A 14,691-nucleotide genomic window follows, 5' to 3' on the forward strand; every position below is an offset into this window, starting at 1 on the left:
CGCGCGAAACCGGGCGGTGCCGGGGGAAACCGGGGAGAGCCGGCCTCAGGCCTTGAGGCGAAGCAGGATCTTTCCGCGACGGCCGGAGGCCTCGGCCGCGCGCATGGCATCGGCCGCCGCCTCCATCGGAAAGACGCGATCGGTCTCCAGCTTCAGCGCGCCGGACGCTGCACGGCTGACCAGCTCGCCGATGAGCCGGCGCAGATCCGCCGGCGCCATGGTCTCCATCAGCTTCGACAGCCAGAACCCCTTGACGATCGCCTGCTTGAAGATCAGGTCCGAACCGGACAGCCGCATCGCCTCGCCGGACATGGCGCCAAAGGAGACGAGCTGGCCGCCTTCGCCGAGAAGCGACAGCAGATCGCCGGACGCATCGCCGCCGACGCCATCAATGCCCACCGCGATGGGCGCGCCGCCGGTCAGCCGCGTTACCGCAGCCTTCCAGTCGCCCGTATCGGTGGCGACGACCGAGCCGATGCCGAGCGCCTCGAGTTCGCTGACCGCTTCGGCCCGCCGGACAAGATTGACGACCTGTATGCCGCGCGGGCCGGCAAGTTGCGCCAGCGCCTTGGCGACGGCACCATTGGCGGCATTCTGTATTAGCCACTGGCCGGGCTGGATGCCGGTGAAGTCCAGCAGCGTCAGCGCGCTGAGCGGCATGGCGATCAATTGCGCGGCGGTCTCATCGTCGATTTCGGCCGGCAGCGGCACGACCGAGGCGGCGCGCGCCACGGCCTCCTCGGCCCAGGCGCCTTTCAGCCCGCTGACCGCCACCCTCTGCCCGATCTCCAGACCGCTGACACCCTCCCCCAGCGCCGCGATGGTTCCGACCCCTTCGCTGCCGCCGATGGCGGGCAGTGCCGGCTTGTGGCCATAATTGCCGCGAACGGTGATCACATCATGATTGTGGATCGGCGACAGGATCATGGCGACCAGCACCTCGCCCTTGCCGGGCTGCGGCGACGGGGCTTCCGTCATGCCGATGACCTTGGCGGGCTCGCCGAATTGAGAATAGGAAAGACGACGCATGGGAATACCTCTTGCCGTGATGTGTGGATGGCGACCGTTCCTGCCGGCCGCCTGATCCCCCAAACCGGGGGGCGGAGTTCTTCAAAGCGGATGAGATAAGCCTCAACAGGCGTCCCGCAAGGAGCGGGGAGCGCGAAATGCTTCATCATCCAGCGGATGCAGCAAAGGGCACGCGGCGGTCGGACGCCTGCCCCTCGCTGCCGCGATCGATTCCTTTCGATCCCGCCCCGTCTTACCCGTCGCGATGGCCGTGCCGCCGCGCGTGAAGCGCTGAAAGCCCCTGCAAATGCGGGGATGCAGCCTCTGACACGGAAATTTCGATGCCGCCGGGCGCAGGCCGCTAGACTTCGCAAATCCCTTCTGTTATGTGCCTTCACCAACTGACCGGCTTTGCCGGGCTAGAAGCTATTGTTTCGTACCGGACTGGACAGTCCCGGGACGGTCAACTCGAAAACCAAAGGAACGGGATTCACGTGCAGGTACTTGTCCGCGACAATAACGTCGATCAGGCTCTCCGCGCTCTCAAGAAGAAGATGCAGCGCGAAGGCATTTTCCGTGAAATGAAGATGCGCGATTACTACGAGAAGCCCTCGCAGAAGCGCGCTCGTGAAAAGGCGGAAGCTGTTCGCCGCGTTCGCAAGCTCGCCCGCAAGCGTGCTCAGCGCGAAGGCCTGGTCCCGAGCGCACGCCCCAGCCGTTAATTGGCCGTCTTTTCGACGTTTTTCGATGATTTAAAAGCGGCGGCGAATATATTCGCCGCCGCTTTTTTCAATTTCCCCGGACCCCGCTGTTCGTTACGCTTGAGGATCTGCGCCTGATGGCCGCCAAGACCGCCGAAACCATGCTCATGCCCTGCCCCATCATCGACGCTGCACCGTCGGATCGCCGCAACGTGACGAAGATTTCCGGCCTCGCTCTGCTCCTGGCAGGCATCACCCTGGCGGGCTGCCAGACGGGACCGACCAGCACCGACGTGATCCGCCTCGATCGGGCGCAAGGATCGGAGCAGAATATCGCCTCGCTTTCCTCGGTCATCGCCGCCAATCCGCAGAGCCCGGACGCCTACAATGTGCGCGGGACGGCCTATGGCCGCGCCGGCGATTTCAAGCGCGCCGTCGAGGATTTCGACAGGGCGCTCCAGCTCAATCCGAACCTGTATCAGGCCTATGCGAACCGCGCCCTTGTCTATCGCAATATGGGCCGCCCCACGGATGCGGTGAATGATTACAACACCGCGCTGCGAATCAATCCGGATTACGATGTGGCGCTGATCGGCCGCGGCAATATCTATCGCCAGGCAGGCCGCACCGAGGATGCCTTCAACGATTTCAACCGCGCAATCCAGCTGGAAACCACCGATGGTCGCGCCTGGCACGGCCGCGGCCTGATCTACCAGACGCGGGGTCAGCATGCGCAGGCGATCGAGGATTTCTCGAAGGCCATCTCGCTCTCGCCCTCCTCGGCCGAACCCTATAACGGTCGCGGCCTCTCCTATGCGGCGCTGAACGACAACGACAATGCCTTCGCCGATTTCAACCATGCGATCGAGCTGAACGACAAGCTGGCGGAATCCTGGGCCAATCAGGCGCTGGTTTACGAGCGCCAGGGCGACCGGGCGCGGGCCTTCAAATCCTACAGCCACGCCGTTCGCCTCGACCCCAATTACAAGCCTGCCCAGGACGGCGTCGCCCGCACGCGGTCCAGTTCCGGCGCCTGACGGCAGGCGCCTGTCCTGAAAAGGCCAGCGCTGCGCCAGGGTCTTCAAGGAGACTTGCCAGGGAAACCTGAAAACGGCGAGACCTGCCGGGTAGACCTGAAAACAGGTAAACCTGAATGATCGGTAGACTGGCATGACGGGTTCGGCCGATGCCGCGGGACTGGAGACCGTCTTCCGAAAACATGGCTGCCGGCTGGCAATGCTCTTGCCGGCAATACTCAGGCCGGGCGGCTATCTCTTACCGCACTGATGTTCCATAGTTAAAGCAGTTCGGCGAAGCGGATGACGGACAGCGATAAACTGCTGGCCTCGAACGCCATGGCTTCTCAACAAGAGCGCCCTGCCACCATGATACCCCGGGACACCCGATGATGCCCCGGTTCGCCTCATGACGCCGGATCAGCGCAGCAGATAGAAACCTGCAGCGTTCAGAATGATGAACAGGATCAGGCCGCCGAACAGGCCGCCGCCGGCGAAAAAGCCGCCGACCATGGCCAGAAGCAAGACCACCGTCATCATCGTTCCCCATTTGAGGCCGGCGAGAAACAGGTCATAGGTCTTTTCATGCTCGCGATAATCCATCGGCGCGCCCGTCTCGACCGGTCCAGCCTGATGATTGTCCATGCTTGTACTCTCCCAATATTGCGTGCCGGCACGTCCCATGCGCGAGCGGCGCGGCAGTCCCACCTGCATAGGCTCAATCGGTACACAAAATTTCCATAAAGAGCAATGCGGCAGCATGGCCCGCACCGGGCGTCCCATGCTGTCGAAATTGGCACATGGCTCCAAAAACTTGGGTTTTTTGGCCCGTTTCGACCTTGCACCCATCGAGCCGCCGATTGCTTTTCTCTTCTTGCGCGCCTAGGACCGGTCGCGACAATAAAAGTCGCTAATATGAAGGCTGCACGACTTTATGAGGCGTTGCGCTCTGCGAACGCTTTGGACATAACAAGAGACAACAACCAAAAAATGGGTGGGGGAATATCATGAATATCCTGCTTGCAGTGAGCCGCATCATCGATGCGGTCACTGGTTTCGTGGGCCGCTGGGTCTCCTGGCTGCTGCTTGCCGCCGTCCTGATCAGCGCCGGCAATGCGGTCATGCGCAAGGCATTCGACATGTCGTCCAATGCCTGGCTGGAAGTGCAGTGGTATCTTTTCGGCACTGTCTTCATGCTTGCAGCCGCCTATGCGCTGCTGAAGAACGAACATGTGCGGATCGATATCCTGTCCTCCAGCTGGTCCAAGCGCACGCGCGACATCGTCGACCTGGTGCTGCACATCATCTTCCTGCTGCCCTTTGCCTCGCTGATGACCTATCTGGCCTGGCCCTGGTTCTGGCTGTCCTATCAGTCAGGGGAAGTCTCCTCCAATGCCGGCGGCCTTGTCATCTGGCCGGCCAAGCTGGTGGTCCTGATCGGCTTTGCCCTTCTCCTGGCCCAGGCCTTCTCCGAAATCATCAAGCGCTATGCCGTGATCACCGGCCGGATCGCCGATCCGCGCGACGATATCTCGGCAGAAGCCAAAGCGGCGACGGAGGTCTGACATGCTGGCGGAAATCATTCACCTCATCGCGCTCAACCTGCCGCTGGTGATGTTCACTTCGGTCATGGCCATGCTGCTGCTTGGCTATCCGGTGGCTTTCACCCTGGCGGCCGGCGGCCTCATCTTTTTCGTCTTCGGCGTCGAACTCTCGCATATCTCGCCGGATATCCGCCTGTTCTGGCCGCTCCTGCAGTCGCATCCCGAACGCATTTACGGGATCATGTATAATGATACGCTGCTCTCCATCCCCTTCTTCACCTTCATGGGGATCATCCTGGAACGGTCCCGCATGGCGGAAGACCTGCTGGATACGATCGGGCAGTTGTTCGGCCCCATTCGCGGCGGTCTCGCCTATGCGGTGATCCTGGTCGGCGCCCTTCTCGGCGCGACCACCGGCGTCGTGGCGGCCTCGGTCATGGCCATGGGCCTGATCTCGCTGCCGATCATGATGCGCTATGGCTATAACCGGCCGCTGGTCTCGGGCACGATTGCCGCTTCCGGCACTCTTGCCCAGATCGTGCCGCCTTCGCTCGTCCTGATCGTCATGGCAGACCAGCTCGGCCGCTCGGTCGGCGACATGTATGTCGGCGCTCTCTATCCGGCGCTGCTGATCATCGCCGCCTACTGCCTCTATATTTTCGCTGTAACGCTGATCAAGCCGGAATGGGCTCCGGCCCTGCCGCAGGAGGCCCGTACGCTCGGCAACGGCGTCACCTCGCTGATCGTCATGCTCGCCATTTCGGTCGGCCTGTATTTCCTCGGCATGGAGATCCTGTTTGCCGGGATCGCCAGCCCTGAATGGCGTCTGGTGGCAGCGCTCGCCTTCACCGTCGGCGTCTGCTACGGCGTGGCGCTGATCAACAGCCGCATCGAGAAGAAGATCATTTCACGGCTTGCCGAACAGGTGATCATCGTCCTCATTCCGCCGCTGGCGCTGATCTTCCTGGTGCTCGGCACCATCTTCCTCGGCATTGCCACGCCGACGGAAGGCGGCGCCATGGGCGCCACCGGCGCTCTCATCCTCGCCATTGCCAAGGGCCGCCTGACGCTCGGCTCGATCAAGACGGCACTCGATGCCACCACGCGGCTCTCCGCCTTCGTGATGATGATCCTCATCGGCGCCCGCGTCTTCGGCCTCACCTTCTACGGCATCAACGGCAATGTCTGGATCGAGGAATTGCTGCTGGCCCTGCCGGGCGGCGAATTCGGCTTCCTCTTCGTCGTCACCATCATCGTCTTCATCCTGGGCTGCTTCCTCGATTTCTTCGAGATCGCCTTCATCATGGTGCCGCTGCTGGCGCCGGTCGCAGACAAGCTCGGCATCGACCTCGTCTGGTTCGGCATCATCCTCGGCATCAACCTGCAGACAAGCTTCCTGACGCCGCCCTTCGGCTTCTCGCTGTTCTTCCTGCGCTCCATCGCGCCGGTCGGCAATTGGGTGGACAAGGTGACGGGCAAGACCATGCCGCCGGTCAAGACGACGGAAATCTATCGCGGCGTGTTTCCCTATATCGTCATCCAGTTCATCATGATCATGGTGGTGATCTTCTTCCCCGGCCTGGTGTTGCACTACAAGGAGGAACATCCCAAGGCTCCGGCCGATGTGCAGATCCAGCTTCCGGGCATGGGAGGTCCATCGGGCGGTGCAAATGCACCGGGCGGCGCACCGGCCGATAGCAATAATCCGTTCGGCCTGCCGCCCCTCAAGATGGATGGCTCAGGCAGTGGCAGCAATTCGGGCATGCCTCAGCTGGGCCTGCCGCCGCTGAACTTCGGCGGCCCGGCAAACCCCGGCACGCCTGCGACACCCAATACGCCTGCGGCACCTGGCACGCCTGCGGCACCGGCCGCCCCGGCACTCGGCCTGCCGCCGCCGAATTTCGGCGGCGCCTCCGGCGCCCCGGCCCCGAACTCGGCAACGCCCCAGACCCAGACACCGGCGCCCTCTCAGCCGGATCTCAGTCAGCCACCCAAGTTCTGACGGCAGGCGGCAGCCGCCGCCCGCCCCCTTGGATGAACCAGTGACTGATCAAAGGCTGACCAGGGACTGGCCACAGACTGACCACGAAACGCCGCCCGGCCTGCAGGGACGACCTGCAAGGCCGGGCGGCATTTTTCTGGCCGAAGCATGCGAGGCGATCCTGTGCGGTCCGCCCGCCATCCACCTACACCGCGAAAATGCAAGGCCGGCGGAATCGACTCGTCTTTTCATCTTTTCATGCAAAAGGCCCCGGCGCGGGTCAGCGCCGGGGCCTTGTCATGACCGACAGATCGATGCGATCAGAGCTTGCCGTTGCGCTGCTGGATCATCATGAACGTGTCATAGGTATATTCCGACAGCTGCGTCCAGAGATAGGCCTCGCGCTTGTAAGCGACCTGATCCTCGTAGATCTTCTTGAACCACTCGTTCTTCGACGAGATATCGGCATAGAGCTCCATGGCCGCCGTGAAGCAGGCTTCCAGGATTTCCTGGCTGAACGGACGCAGGATCGTGCCCTGGGCGACCAGTTCCTTGATGGCGATCGGGTTCTTGGTGTCGTATTTCGCCATCATATTGGTGTTGGCGAAGGAGCAGGCATCCTCCAGCACGGCCTGATAGGCCTTGGGCAGCCCCTCGAACTTTTCCTTGTTGGCGAAGGCATGGATGACCGGGCCACCTTCCCAGAAGGCCGGGTAGTAATAATATTTGGCGACCTTGTAGAAACCGAGCTTCTGGTCGTCATAGGGGCCGACCCATTCGGCAGCATCGATCGTGCCCTTTTCGAGCGAGGGATAGATATCGCCGCCGGCAATCTGCTGCGGCACGACGCCAAGCTTCTCGACGACGCGGCCGGCCAGGCCGGCAATGCGCATCTTGACGCCCTTGAAGTCATCGATCGTGTTGATTTCCTTGCGGAACCAGCCGCCCATCTGAACGCCCGTATTGCCGGCAATGAAGCCGATAAGGCCATGCGTGGCGTAAAATTCATTCAAGAGCTTGTTGCCGTTGCCCTGGTAGAACCAGCCATTGGTCAGGCGGGCATTCGGACCGAAGGGAATGGCCGTGCCGATCGCAAAGGTCGGATCCTTGCCGACATAATAATAGGAGCAGGTATGGCACATTTCGACCGTTCCGGCGGAAACGGCATCGGCGGCCTGCAGGCCGGGCACGATCTCGCCGGCGGCAAAGGTCTGGATGGTGAAATTGCCGTCCGTCGCCGCGGCGACGCGCTTGGCAATGTCTTCGGCGCCGCCATAGATCGTGTCCAGCGATTTCGGGAACGACGATGTCAGGCGCCAGGTGATCTTTGGCATGGACTGCGCAAGGGCCGGGGCCGCAAGCCCCGTGGCGGCGGCAGCACCGGCGCCGGTCACGGCAGCCTTCTTGAAGAATGAACGACGATCCATTGAATAACCTCCCATTGTTGCAAGCCGCGAGATATCCTGTTCCCCTGTTCTCCGGCCTTGCTGCGAAGTAACCACGCCCGCCATTTCCATGCAAGCGGCACGGATAATATTCCTGCCACTTGAGGGTCTCTGTCGTTGCAAGACTTTCGTCTAATAGGATGCTGGCCAGCAAGTCATGATCCTCCCGCCGGGTCCCGGCGTCGGCCCTCCTATTGACTTGCCGCCGGCGCGGGACCAAGAACGGCTTGTCCCTGTTCAACGTACCGTGCTTTCGTCCAACGCTGTCTCTGCACACCCGCTCCGCTCAACTTTCGCTCGACCTGTCCCTCGACCCCTCTCCCGCTCAGCCCTACGCTTCCGGATCCGATCATGACCAAGCCCGTCATTGCCATTCCCGCCGATATCCGCCACTTCGAAAAGGCCGACTGGCACGCCGTGCAGGCGCAATATATCGATGCCGCCGTCAAGGTGGCCGATGTCATCCCGCTGATCGTGCCGGCTTTGACCGAGGGGCATGATGTCGATGCCGTGCTGGATCGGGTCGACGGGCTTCTGGTGTCCGGCTCGGCCACCAATGTTCACCCATCCCTTTACGGGCAGGAGGCGAGCGAGGCCGATGGCCCCTTCGATCCGGCGCGCGATGCCACCGTCCTGCCGCTGATCCGCAAGGCGCTCGACCGCGCCATCCCGATGCTCGCCATCTGCCGCGGCATTCAGGAACTCAACGTGGCGCTGGGCGGCACGCTCGCCAGCGAAATCCAGGAGAGGCCGGGGATCTGGGATCACCGCAAACCGCCGGTGGAAAGCCGCGACGAGATGTATGCCATCCGTCAGCCGGTGCATGTGCGTGACGGAAGCTGCATTGCGCAGCATCTGGGGGTTTCCGGCGAGATCCAGGTGAATTCGCTGCACCGCCAGGCCCTGTCGCAAACGGCACCGCGCCTGCAGGTGGAAGCCACCGCCGCAGACGGAACGATCGAGGCCGTGTCCGTCATCGACGCGAAGGCCTTCGCCGTCGGCGTCCAATGGCATCCGGAATATTGGGCGCAGACAGACACCCCGTCGCGCGCGCTGTTCGAGGCCTTCGGAGAGGCGGTGCGCGCCTACGCCGCTGGCCGGCGCTGACGCGTCCGGCCCTTATCGCACCGGATCAGCCGCGGGAACTCTCCGGAACCGGCGTCAGAACCTTGCCCTGCTCGAACCACTGGATGAGATTGTCCACGACCAGATCGGCCATGTCGTTGCGGGTCGGCACGGAAGCCGAGGCCACATGCGGCAGCGCCGAAACATTGGGCAGGTCCAGCAGGCCTTCCGGCAGGTTCGGCTCGTCATAGAAGACGTCGAGGCCGGCCGCGGCGATCACGCCCGTCTTCAGCGCCGTCACCAAAGCCGCTTCGTCGACACTTGCGCCGCGACCGACATTGATGAAGACGCCGTTCGGCCCGAGGGCCGCAAGAACCTCCTCATTGATGATCTTGTGCGTTTCAGGCGTGGCGGGAATGATCGAAATCAGCGTATCGACCTGCTCGGCGAGCGCGATCAGCGAGGAGACATGGGTGTAAGCCACATCATCGCGCCGGTTGCGGGTATGATAGCTGATCTTCACCTTGAACGGCTCGAGCCGTCTGGCGATTTCCAGTCCGATGCGGCCGAGGCCCAGAAGGCCGACATGGCGGTTCTTCAGAGACAGCGGCGAGAGCGCGAACGGCCCTTCCTTCTGCCACTTGCCGGCCCGCAGATAGGCCTCCGCCGCCGGCAGGCGCCGAACCGTGTTGATCAAGAGACCGATGGTCGTATCCGCCACCTCGTCGTTCAAGACATCCGGCGTATGGGTGACGATGACGGAGCGTCCGGCGGCAAAGCCCGCATCCACGCCATCATAGCCCACGCCGAAATTCGAGATGACCTGAAGGGCCGGCAATTGCGATATCCACTCCGCCGGCATGCGATTGGCCGTTGCGACACCGAGGATCTTGGCCTTGTCCTCGGCTGAAAGCTCCATTTCCGCGCCGGGCTCGGTCTGGATCACGTGAAAAGCCGCTTTCAGGCCCTCAAGGGCGCGCGGATGCAGGCGGCCGGGTACGAGGATGGTGGTCTTGCTATCGGTCATCGGTTCATTCCTGTCGGTCTGTCAGGCACGGGGGCGGTAGGGGCCGGTGGATTGGCGGATGCGCATTTCCGGCTTGATGAGATGGATGCCATCCGGGTCGTGGCTGCCGGCCAGTCTATCCAGAAGGGCCCGGGCGGCAAGCCGTCCCACTTCGGCCTGCCCGTTGGAAACGGTCGTCAGCGCCGGGGTCGCGATGGACGCCTCTTCCAGATCGTCATAGCCGGTGACCGAGATATCCGGCCCGGCCAGCAGGCCCGCGCGGGCAATGCCGTTCATCAGCCCGATGGCGACAAGATCATTCCAGCAGACGGCCGCGGTCGGCTTCTGCGGCAAAGAGAGAAAATGCACCGCCGCCTCGAACCCGCCCTGTTTCGTTCGCGGGCCGGGAATGCGCAGGTTCGGGTCGACCTCGATGCCTGCCTTGCGCAGCGCATTGACATAGCCCTGATAGCGGTCGCGGCCGGTGGAGGTGCCGTCCGTTCCGCCGATCATGGCGATGGTGCGATGGCCAAGGCCGATGAGATGATTGGTCGCGAGCGAAATGCCGTAGGAATCGTCGCCGCGATAGGTCGGCAGGTCGACACCCTCCATCGATCGGGCAACGAGAATGGCCGGCATGCCATTGGCTTCGGCAAGCTTCACATCCTCGATCGGCGTGCCGATGGCCGGAGACATGATCACCCCGTCTCCACCCAGCTGCAACAGGGTCTCGATGAAGGTGCGCTGCTTCTCGACCGAGTCATAATGGTTGGAGAGGATGAAGGTCTGGCGGCTGCGGTCGAGCTCGCTTTCGATGGCCTTCAGGATCTCGCCGTAGAAGGGGTTCATGATGTCATGCACCACGACACCGATAATGCCGGAGCGGGAGGTGCGCAGGCTGGCGGCACGGCGATTGTAGATATAGCCAAGCGCCCTCGCCTGCTCCTTGATCTTCTCGCGGGTATCGGCGGCGACCAGCGGACTGTCGCGCAGCGCCAGCGAAATCGTGGCTGTGGACAGCCCCAGGCTCTCGGCAATGGTGGATAGTTTGACCTTCTGCGCCACGTTCCCTCCCCCAGGGTCAATTGCGACACGTCCTGCACCGCATTTAAACAATTTAATTGCAGGAGGCAATTATTTAGACATGCACCTGTCACATTTTAAACGGCGAGCGGATGCGGCATGTGGCAGGCAGGGAGAGCGGTCGGGAGAGGCAGGGAGAGACGGCCGGCTAGAGGGACGAAGCGACGGGATTTGGCGGAAGGATCAGGCGCAAGGATCAGGCGCAAGGATAGCAGATGAGACGTAACGACTCCTCCAACTATTCCTCCTCTGCGTCGGTCTCCGGCACCAGTCCGTGCAGATTGCGGTCCACGGCCTTCAAGAGCTTGATGATGCTGCGCAATTCCTTGTCGGAGAATCCTTCGATCGCCTGCTGGCTGCATGTCGCCACGGCCTGGTGAATGCGGTCGACGCTCTGCCGGCCGGTCTCCGAGAGGTGGATCTTGGTCAGGCGCGCATCCGTGCCGTCGCTGCGGCGCTCGAGAAAACCCTGCGCCTCCATGCGCCCGATCGTCCGCGTCATCGTGGGTGCCTTGACGCCCAGGCGTTGCGCAAGCTGGCCCGGTGTCAGCCCCGGCTCTGCCTCCAGGAGCAGGATCACGCCGTCCTGCCCGGCATAAAGGCCCGCTTCCGCCAGATTGCGGGACAAACTGGTGCGCAGCGACCTGGCTGCCTGGGTGAGCGCGGGCGCCAGTTCGGCAAGAGAGGCCGGGTCCTTCTTCTTGCCCGTCTTGTCCTTTTTGTCGCCCTTCTTCTTGCTCATCTCATCCCGCCCGTTTCGTGGTGACGCCTTTAGCGATATAGGCTTCCGGCGAGGCTATCCTTATACCAGATCCGGATGATGGAAAGATGCAACAGCCGAGACCGCGTTTTTACGAGAACGACCTGAAGCTCGATCCCGGCGAACGGTCGCAGTGGATCGCCGTCCTGCCGCTCGGCGCTCATGAGCAGCACGGCCCCCACCTTCCCTTCGAAACCGACAGCCTGATTGCCGCCGGCCTGGTGAACCGGCTGATCGCCGCAAGGCCCGATGACCTGCCGCTCACCTTCCTGCCGGTTGAGCGCACAGGCTATTCGGTGGAGCACATGGATGTGCCGGGCACCCGGACGCTGACCTTTGCACAGGCGGTCAATCGCTGGCTGGCGATTGCCGAGAGCCTGTCCGATCTCGGCATTCGCAAGCTGGTGATGCTGAACGCCCATGGCGGCAATTCGCCCCTGATGACCATTGTCGCCACGGAGGCGCGCATCCGCCATTCCATGCTGGCGGTCGCCACCAGCTGGACGCGATTCGGCCTGCCCCCCGGCTGGATGGACGCCAGCGAGAAGGCCCTCGATATCCATGGCGGCGATATCGAGACCTCGGTCATGCTGGCCCTTCATCCCGAGCTTGTGGATATGAAAAAGGCCGAGGCCTTTTCCTCGCGCCAGGCTGAATTTGCCGAAACCTTCCGGCATTTGCGGGCCTATGGGCCGCATGCCTTCGGCTGGAAGATGCGGGATCTGAACCCGAAGGGCGTTGCCGGCAGGGCCAATGCGGCCACCGCCGAACGCGGCGAGCAGCTGCTGACGCATGCGGTGACAGGCCTGCTCGAACTCTTCGACGACGTGCACCGCTTCGATCCCGCAGACCTCGTGTGATCTTATAACATACGAAAGCCTTTGAACTGCTGCAGCGATGGCCTTATATGAACGCCAACCGCTGCCACCTTCACGTCCTCGCAGCGCCCCACCGTCCGGAGGTTCCCATGGCCGACACCGCCCCCCAGAAGCCCGTTCCCGTGACCGTTCTGACCGGTTATCTCGGCGCCGGCAAGACGACGCTTCTGAATCGCATCCTCTCCGAAAGCCACGGCAAGAAATACGCCGTCATCGTCAACGAATTCGGCGAGATCGGCATCGACAATGATCTGATCGTCGAATCCGACGAGGAAATCTACGAAATGAACAATGGCTGCGTCTGCTGCACCGTTCGCGGCGACCTCATCCGCGTGGTGGAAGGCCTGATGCGCCGGCCCGGCCGGTTCGACGGCATCATCGTCGAAACCACCGGCCTTGCCGATCCCGTACCGGTCGCCCAGACCTTCTTCATGGATGACGACGTGCGCGCCAAGACCGAGCTCGACGCCGTTGTGGCGCTGGTGGATGCCAAGCACCTGCCGCTTCGCCTGAAGGACAGCCGCGAGGCGGAAGACCAGATCGCCTTCGCCGATGTCGTCGTGGTCAACAAGACCGACCTCGTGACGCCCGAGGAGCTTTCCCTGATCGAGGAGATCGTCCGCGCCATCAACCCGACCGCGCGCATCTACAAGACGACCCGTTCCGGCGTGGACCTGGCCCGCGTTCTCGACCAGGGTGCCTTCAACCTGGAACGTGCGCTGGAAAACGATCCGCATTTCCTGGAGCATGGGCATGAAGACCATGTCTGCGGCCCGGACTGCGACCATCACGACCACGATCACGCCCACGGCCACGACCACCATCATCACCATGATCATGATCACGGGCACGATCATGGGCATCACCACCATGCCGCGCCGTCTGCCATTCACGATGTGACGGTCAAGTCGATCTCGCTGCGGGGCGGCGAGATGAACCCGGAGCGGTTCTTCCCCTGGATCCAGAAGATCACCCAGACCGACGGGCCGAATATTCTCCGTCTCAAGGGCATTATCGCCTTCAAGGGCGATGAGGAACGTTATGTGGTGCAAGGCGTCCACATGATCATCGAGGGCGATCACCAGCGCGCCTGGAAGCCGGATGAGAAGCGCGAGAGCCGTCTCGTCTTCATCGGCCGCGATCTTGACCGCGAGAAGATTGAAAAGAGCTTCCTCGCCTGCCAGGCAGACCAAGCCTGATGCCGACGGTTGCCCCGCTCGATCTGGAAGGTCATGTCGTCGCTGCGCATTTCCTCGGCGACGTGCCCTTCTTCTCCCAGGCCTCCGGCGAGATCCGCCGGCTGGACAATGGCGAAAAGGTTACCGAGGCGCATGACGGCCTTCTGACCTGCATCAAGGATCCGTTCAGCAATTCGCTGCTGTCCGGCGGCGAAGACGGCAAGGTCATGCGCATTGCCGCCGATGGAAGCGCAAGGCAGATTGCCGAGGCGCCCCGCAAATGGATCCAGGTTCTGGCCGGCGGTCCGCAGGGCGCGGTGGCCTATGCCACCGGCAAGGCAAGCGTTGTGGTTCTCGCCGATGGCACTGTGAAGGAATTTGCCGAGGAACGCACGGTGGAGGCGCTTGCCTTTGCACCGAAGGGCCTGCGGATTGCCGCGGCACGCTACAACGGCGTCTCGCTGCACTGGGTCAATACCAGCGCCCCCTTCACCGATCTGGACTGGAAGGGCGCCCATAACGGCGTGACCTTCTCGCCGGACGGGCGCTTCCTGGTCACCACCATGCAGGAGAACGCCCTGCATGGCTGGAAGCTGGACGGCAAGGCCGGCGAAGCGCGTCACATGCGCATGACCGGCTATCCCGCCAAGGTCAAATCCTATTCCTGGTCGCCGAAAGGCAAGTGGCTGGCAACCTCCGGCGCGCCGGCGGCCATTGTCTGGCCCTTTTCCGCCAAGGATGGGCCGATGGGCAAGGCGCCTCTGGAGCTCGGCACGCGGGCCAATATCATGGCCACCTGCGTTGCCTTCCACCCGGCCGAAGAGGTTCTGGCGATCGGCTTTGTCGATGGCATGATTCTCGGTGTCAGGCTGGCCGATGGCAAGGAAGCCATCCTCCGCCGGCCCGGCAAGGGCGCCATCACCGCCATGAGCTGGAGCAGCAATGGCAAGCTTGTCGCCTTCGGCTCCGATGCCGGCGATTGCGGCGTGATCGACATCTCGGCGTAATGGCATTTCGGCCGGTGGG

The 14,691-nt window shown here is 62.7% G+C and carries 14 protein-coding genes; 8 read left to right on the top strand and 6 right to left on the bottom strand.

What is annotated here, in order from left to right; genetic code table 11:
* Nucleotides 1–45: 45 nt before the first annotated feature.
* On the bottom strand, nucleotides 46–1,029 hold the full coding sequence (locus QTJ18_RS18280) for a zinc-binding dehydrogenase (protein WP_252752612.1): 984 nt from the start codon (nucleotides 1,027–1,029) through the stop codon (nucleotides 46–48).
* 473 nt (nucleotides 1,030–1,502) lie between these two features.
* Here QTJ18_RS18280 and rpsU point away from each other — a divergent pair, with 473 nt between their 5' ends.
* Entirely contained in the window at nucleotides 1,503–1,730 is a 228-nt protein-coding gene (gene rpsU, locus QTJ18_RS18285; RefSeq protein ID WP_252752611.1) for a 30S ribosomal protein S21, read from the top strand.
* A gap of 116 nt (nucleotides 1,731–1,846) precedes the next feature.
* Nucleotides 1,847–2,746 (top strand): tetratricopeptide repeat protein, encoded by a 900-nt coding sequence (locus tag QTJ18_RS18290; RefSeq protein WP_489667199.1) that lies wholly within the window; start codon nucleotides 1,847–1,849, stop codon nucleotides 2,744–2,746.
* Nucleotides 2,747–3,145: 399 nt separating this feature from the next.
* On the opposite strand, the gene QTJ18_RS18295 is transcribed toward QTJ18_RS18290, so the two are convergent.
* Complete coding sequence (locus QTJ18_RS18295; RefSeq protein WP_252752610.1) at nucleotides 3,146–3,370, bottom strand: aa3-type cytochrome c oxidase subunit IV; 225 nt, start codon at nucleotides 3,368–3,370, stop codon at nucleotides 3,146–3,148.
* A gap of 362 nt (nucleotides 3,371–3,732) precedes the next feature.
* Between QTJ18_RS18295 and QTJ18_RS18300 the strand changes: the two genes are divergently transcribed.
* Together QTJ18_RS18300 and QTJ18_RS18305 are read left to right on the top strand one after the other, a co-directional pair.
* Nucleotides 3,733–4,290, top strand: coding sequence for a TRAP transporter small permease subunit (locus QTJ18_RS18300; RefSeq protein WP_252752609.1), 558 nt, complete (start codon nucleotides 3,733–3,735; stop codon nucleotides 4,288–4,290).
* A 13-nt stretch (nucleotides 4,291–4,303) separates the two neighbouring features.
* A complete protein-coding gene (locus QTJ18_RS18305) occupies nucleotides 4,304–6,271 on the top strand; it encodes a TRAP transporter large permease (protein ID WP_252752886.1) in 1,968 nt (655 codons plus the stop codon).
* 299 nt (nucleotides 6,272–6,570) lie between these two features.
* Here QTJ18_RS18305 and QTJ18_RS18310 read toward each other — a convergent pair whose 3' ends face one another.
* Nucleotides 6,571–7,677: a TRAP transporter substrate-binding protein gene (locus QTJ18_RS18310; protein WP_252752608.1), complete on the bottom strand. Its 1,107-nt coding sequence runs from the start codon at nucleotides 7,675–7,677 to the stop codon at nucleotides 6,571–6,573.
* A gap of 369 nt (nucleotides 7,678–8,046) precedes the next feature.
* Here QTJ18_RS18310 and QTJ18_RS18315 point away from each other — a divergent pair, with 369 nt between their 5' ends.
* Nucleotides 8,047–8,802: a gamma-glutamyl-gamma-aminobutyrate hydrolase family protein gene (locus QTJ18_RS18315; protein ID WP_252752607.1), complete on the top strand. Its 756-nt coding sequence runs from the start codon at nucleotides 8,047–8,049 to the stop codon at nucleotides 8,800–8,802.
* Nucleotides 8,803–8,827: 25 nt separating this feature from the next.
* Here QTJ18_RS18315 and QTJ18_RS18320 read toward each other — a convergent pair whose 3' ends face one another.
* The 3 genes from QTJ18_RS18320 to QTJ18_RS18330 all read right to left on the bottom strand — a co-directional run bounded on the left by QTJ18_RS18320 (nucleotide 8,828) and on the right by QTJ18_RS18330 (nucleotide 11,591).
* Nucleotides 8,828–9,787 (bottom strand): 2-hydroxyacid dehydrogenase, encoded by a 960-nt coding sequence (locus tag QTJ18_RS18320; protein WP_252752606.1) that lies wholly within the window; start codon nucleotides 9,785–9,787, stop codon nucleotides 8,828–8,830.
* Nucleotides 9,788–9,808: 21 nt separating this feature from the next.
* Nucleotides 9,809–10,831, bottom strand: a complete 1,023-nt coding sequence (locus QTJ18_RS18325) for a LacI family DNA-binding transcriptional regulator (RefSeq protein WP_252752605.1) — start codon at nucleotides 10,829–10,831, stop codon at nucleotides 9,809–9,811.
* Between the two features lie 256 nt (nucleotides 10,832–11,087).
* The gene (locus QTJ18_RS18330; protein WP_252752604.1) at nucleotides 11,088–11,591 is read right to left on the bottom strand and encodes a MarR family winged helix-turn-helix transcriptional regulator; all 504 of its coding nucleotides are present in this window, start codon (nucleotides 11,589–11,591) and stop codon (nucleotides 11,088–11,090) included.
* Nucleotides 11,592–11,677: 86 nt separating this feature from the next.
* Between QTJ18_RS18330 and QTJ18_RS18335 the strand changes: the two genes are divergently transcribed.
* The 3 genes from QTJ18_RS18335 to QTJ18_RS18345 all read left to right on the top strand — a co-directional run bounded on the left by QTJ18_RS18335 (nucleotide 11,678) and on the right by QTJ18_RS18345 (nucleotide 14,672).
* Nucleotides 11,678–12,469 carry a creatininase family protein gene (locus QTJ18_RS18335; protein WP_252752603.1) on the top strand — a complete coding sequence of 264 codons (792 nt, stop codon included), beginning with the start codon at nucleotides 11,678–11,680 and terminating at the stop codon, nucleotides 12,467–12,469.
* Between the two features lie 107 nt (nucleotides 12,470–12,576).
* Nucleotides 12,577–13,686, top strand: coding sequence for a CobW family GTP-binding protein (locus QTJ18_RS18340; protein ID WP_252752602.1), 1,110 nt, complete (start codon nucleotides 12,577–12,579; stop codon nucleotides 13,684–13,686).
* Nucleotides 13,686–14,672 (top strand): WD40 repeat domain-containing protein, encoded by a 987-nt coding sequence (locus QTJ18_RS18345; RefSeq protein ID WP_252752601.1) that lies wholly within the window; start codon nucleotides 13,686–13,688, stop codon nucleotides 14,670–14,672. Before QTJ18_RS18340 ends, QTJ18_RS18345 begins: the two co-directional genes overlap by 1 nt.
* Nucleotides 14,673–14,691: the final 19 nt, after the last annotated feature.

Source organism: Rhizobium sp. SSA_523, assembly GCF_030435705.1.
In the GTDB taxonomy this organism is placed as follows: Bacteria; Pseudomonadota; Alphaproteobacteria; order Rhizobiales; family Rhizobiaceae; genus Neorhizobium.

Bases quoted from the DNA above. Each gene is read 5' to 3' on its own strand.
- QTJ18_RS18280 (WP_252752612.1), bottom strand. From the start codon at position 1,029: ATGCGTCGTCTTTCCTATTCTCAATTCGGCGAGCCCGCCAAGGTCATC.
- QTJ18_RS18290 (WP_489667199.1), top strand. From the start codon at position 1,847: ATGGCCGCCAAGACCGCCGAAACCATGCTCATGCCCTGCCCCATCATC.
- QTJ18_RS18295 (WP_252752610.1), bottom strand. From the start codon at position 3,370: ATGGACAATCATCAGGCTGGACCGGTCGAGACGGGCGCGCCGATGGAT.
- QTJ18_RS18300 (WP_252752609.1), top strand. From the start codon at position 3,733: ATGAATATCCTGCTTGCAGTGAGCCGCATCATCGATGCGGTCACTGGT.
- QTJ18_RS18310 (WP_252752608.1), bottom strand. From the start codon at position 7,677: ATGGATCGTCGTTCATTCTTCAAGAAGGCTGCCGTGACCGGCGCCGGT.
- QTJ18_RS18315 (WP_252752607.1), top strand. From the start codon at position 8,047: ATGACCAAGCCCGTCATTGCCATTCCCGCCGATATCCGCCACTTCGAA.
- QTJ18_RS18320 (WP_252752606.1), bottom strand. From the start codon at position 9,787: ATGACCGATAGCAAGACCACCATCCTCGTACCCGGCCGCCTGCATCCG.
- QTJ18_RS18330 (WP_252752604.1), bottom strand. From the start codon at position 11,591: ATGAGCAAGAAGAAGGGCGACAAAAAGGACAAGACGGGCAAGAAGAAG.
- QTJ18_RS18335 (WP_252752603.1), top strand. From the start codon at position 11,678: ATGCAACAGCCGAGACCGCGTTTTTACGAGAACGACCTGAAGCTCGAT.
- QTJ18_RS18340 (WP_252752602.1), top strand. From the start codon at position 12,577: ATGGCCGACACCGCCCCCCAGAAGCCCGTTCCCGTGACCGTTCTGACC.
- QTJ18_RS18345 (WP_252752601.1), top strand. From the start codon at position 13,686: ATGCCGACGGTTGCCCCGCTCGATCTGGAAGGTCATGTCGTCGCTGCG.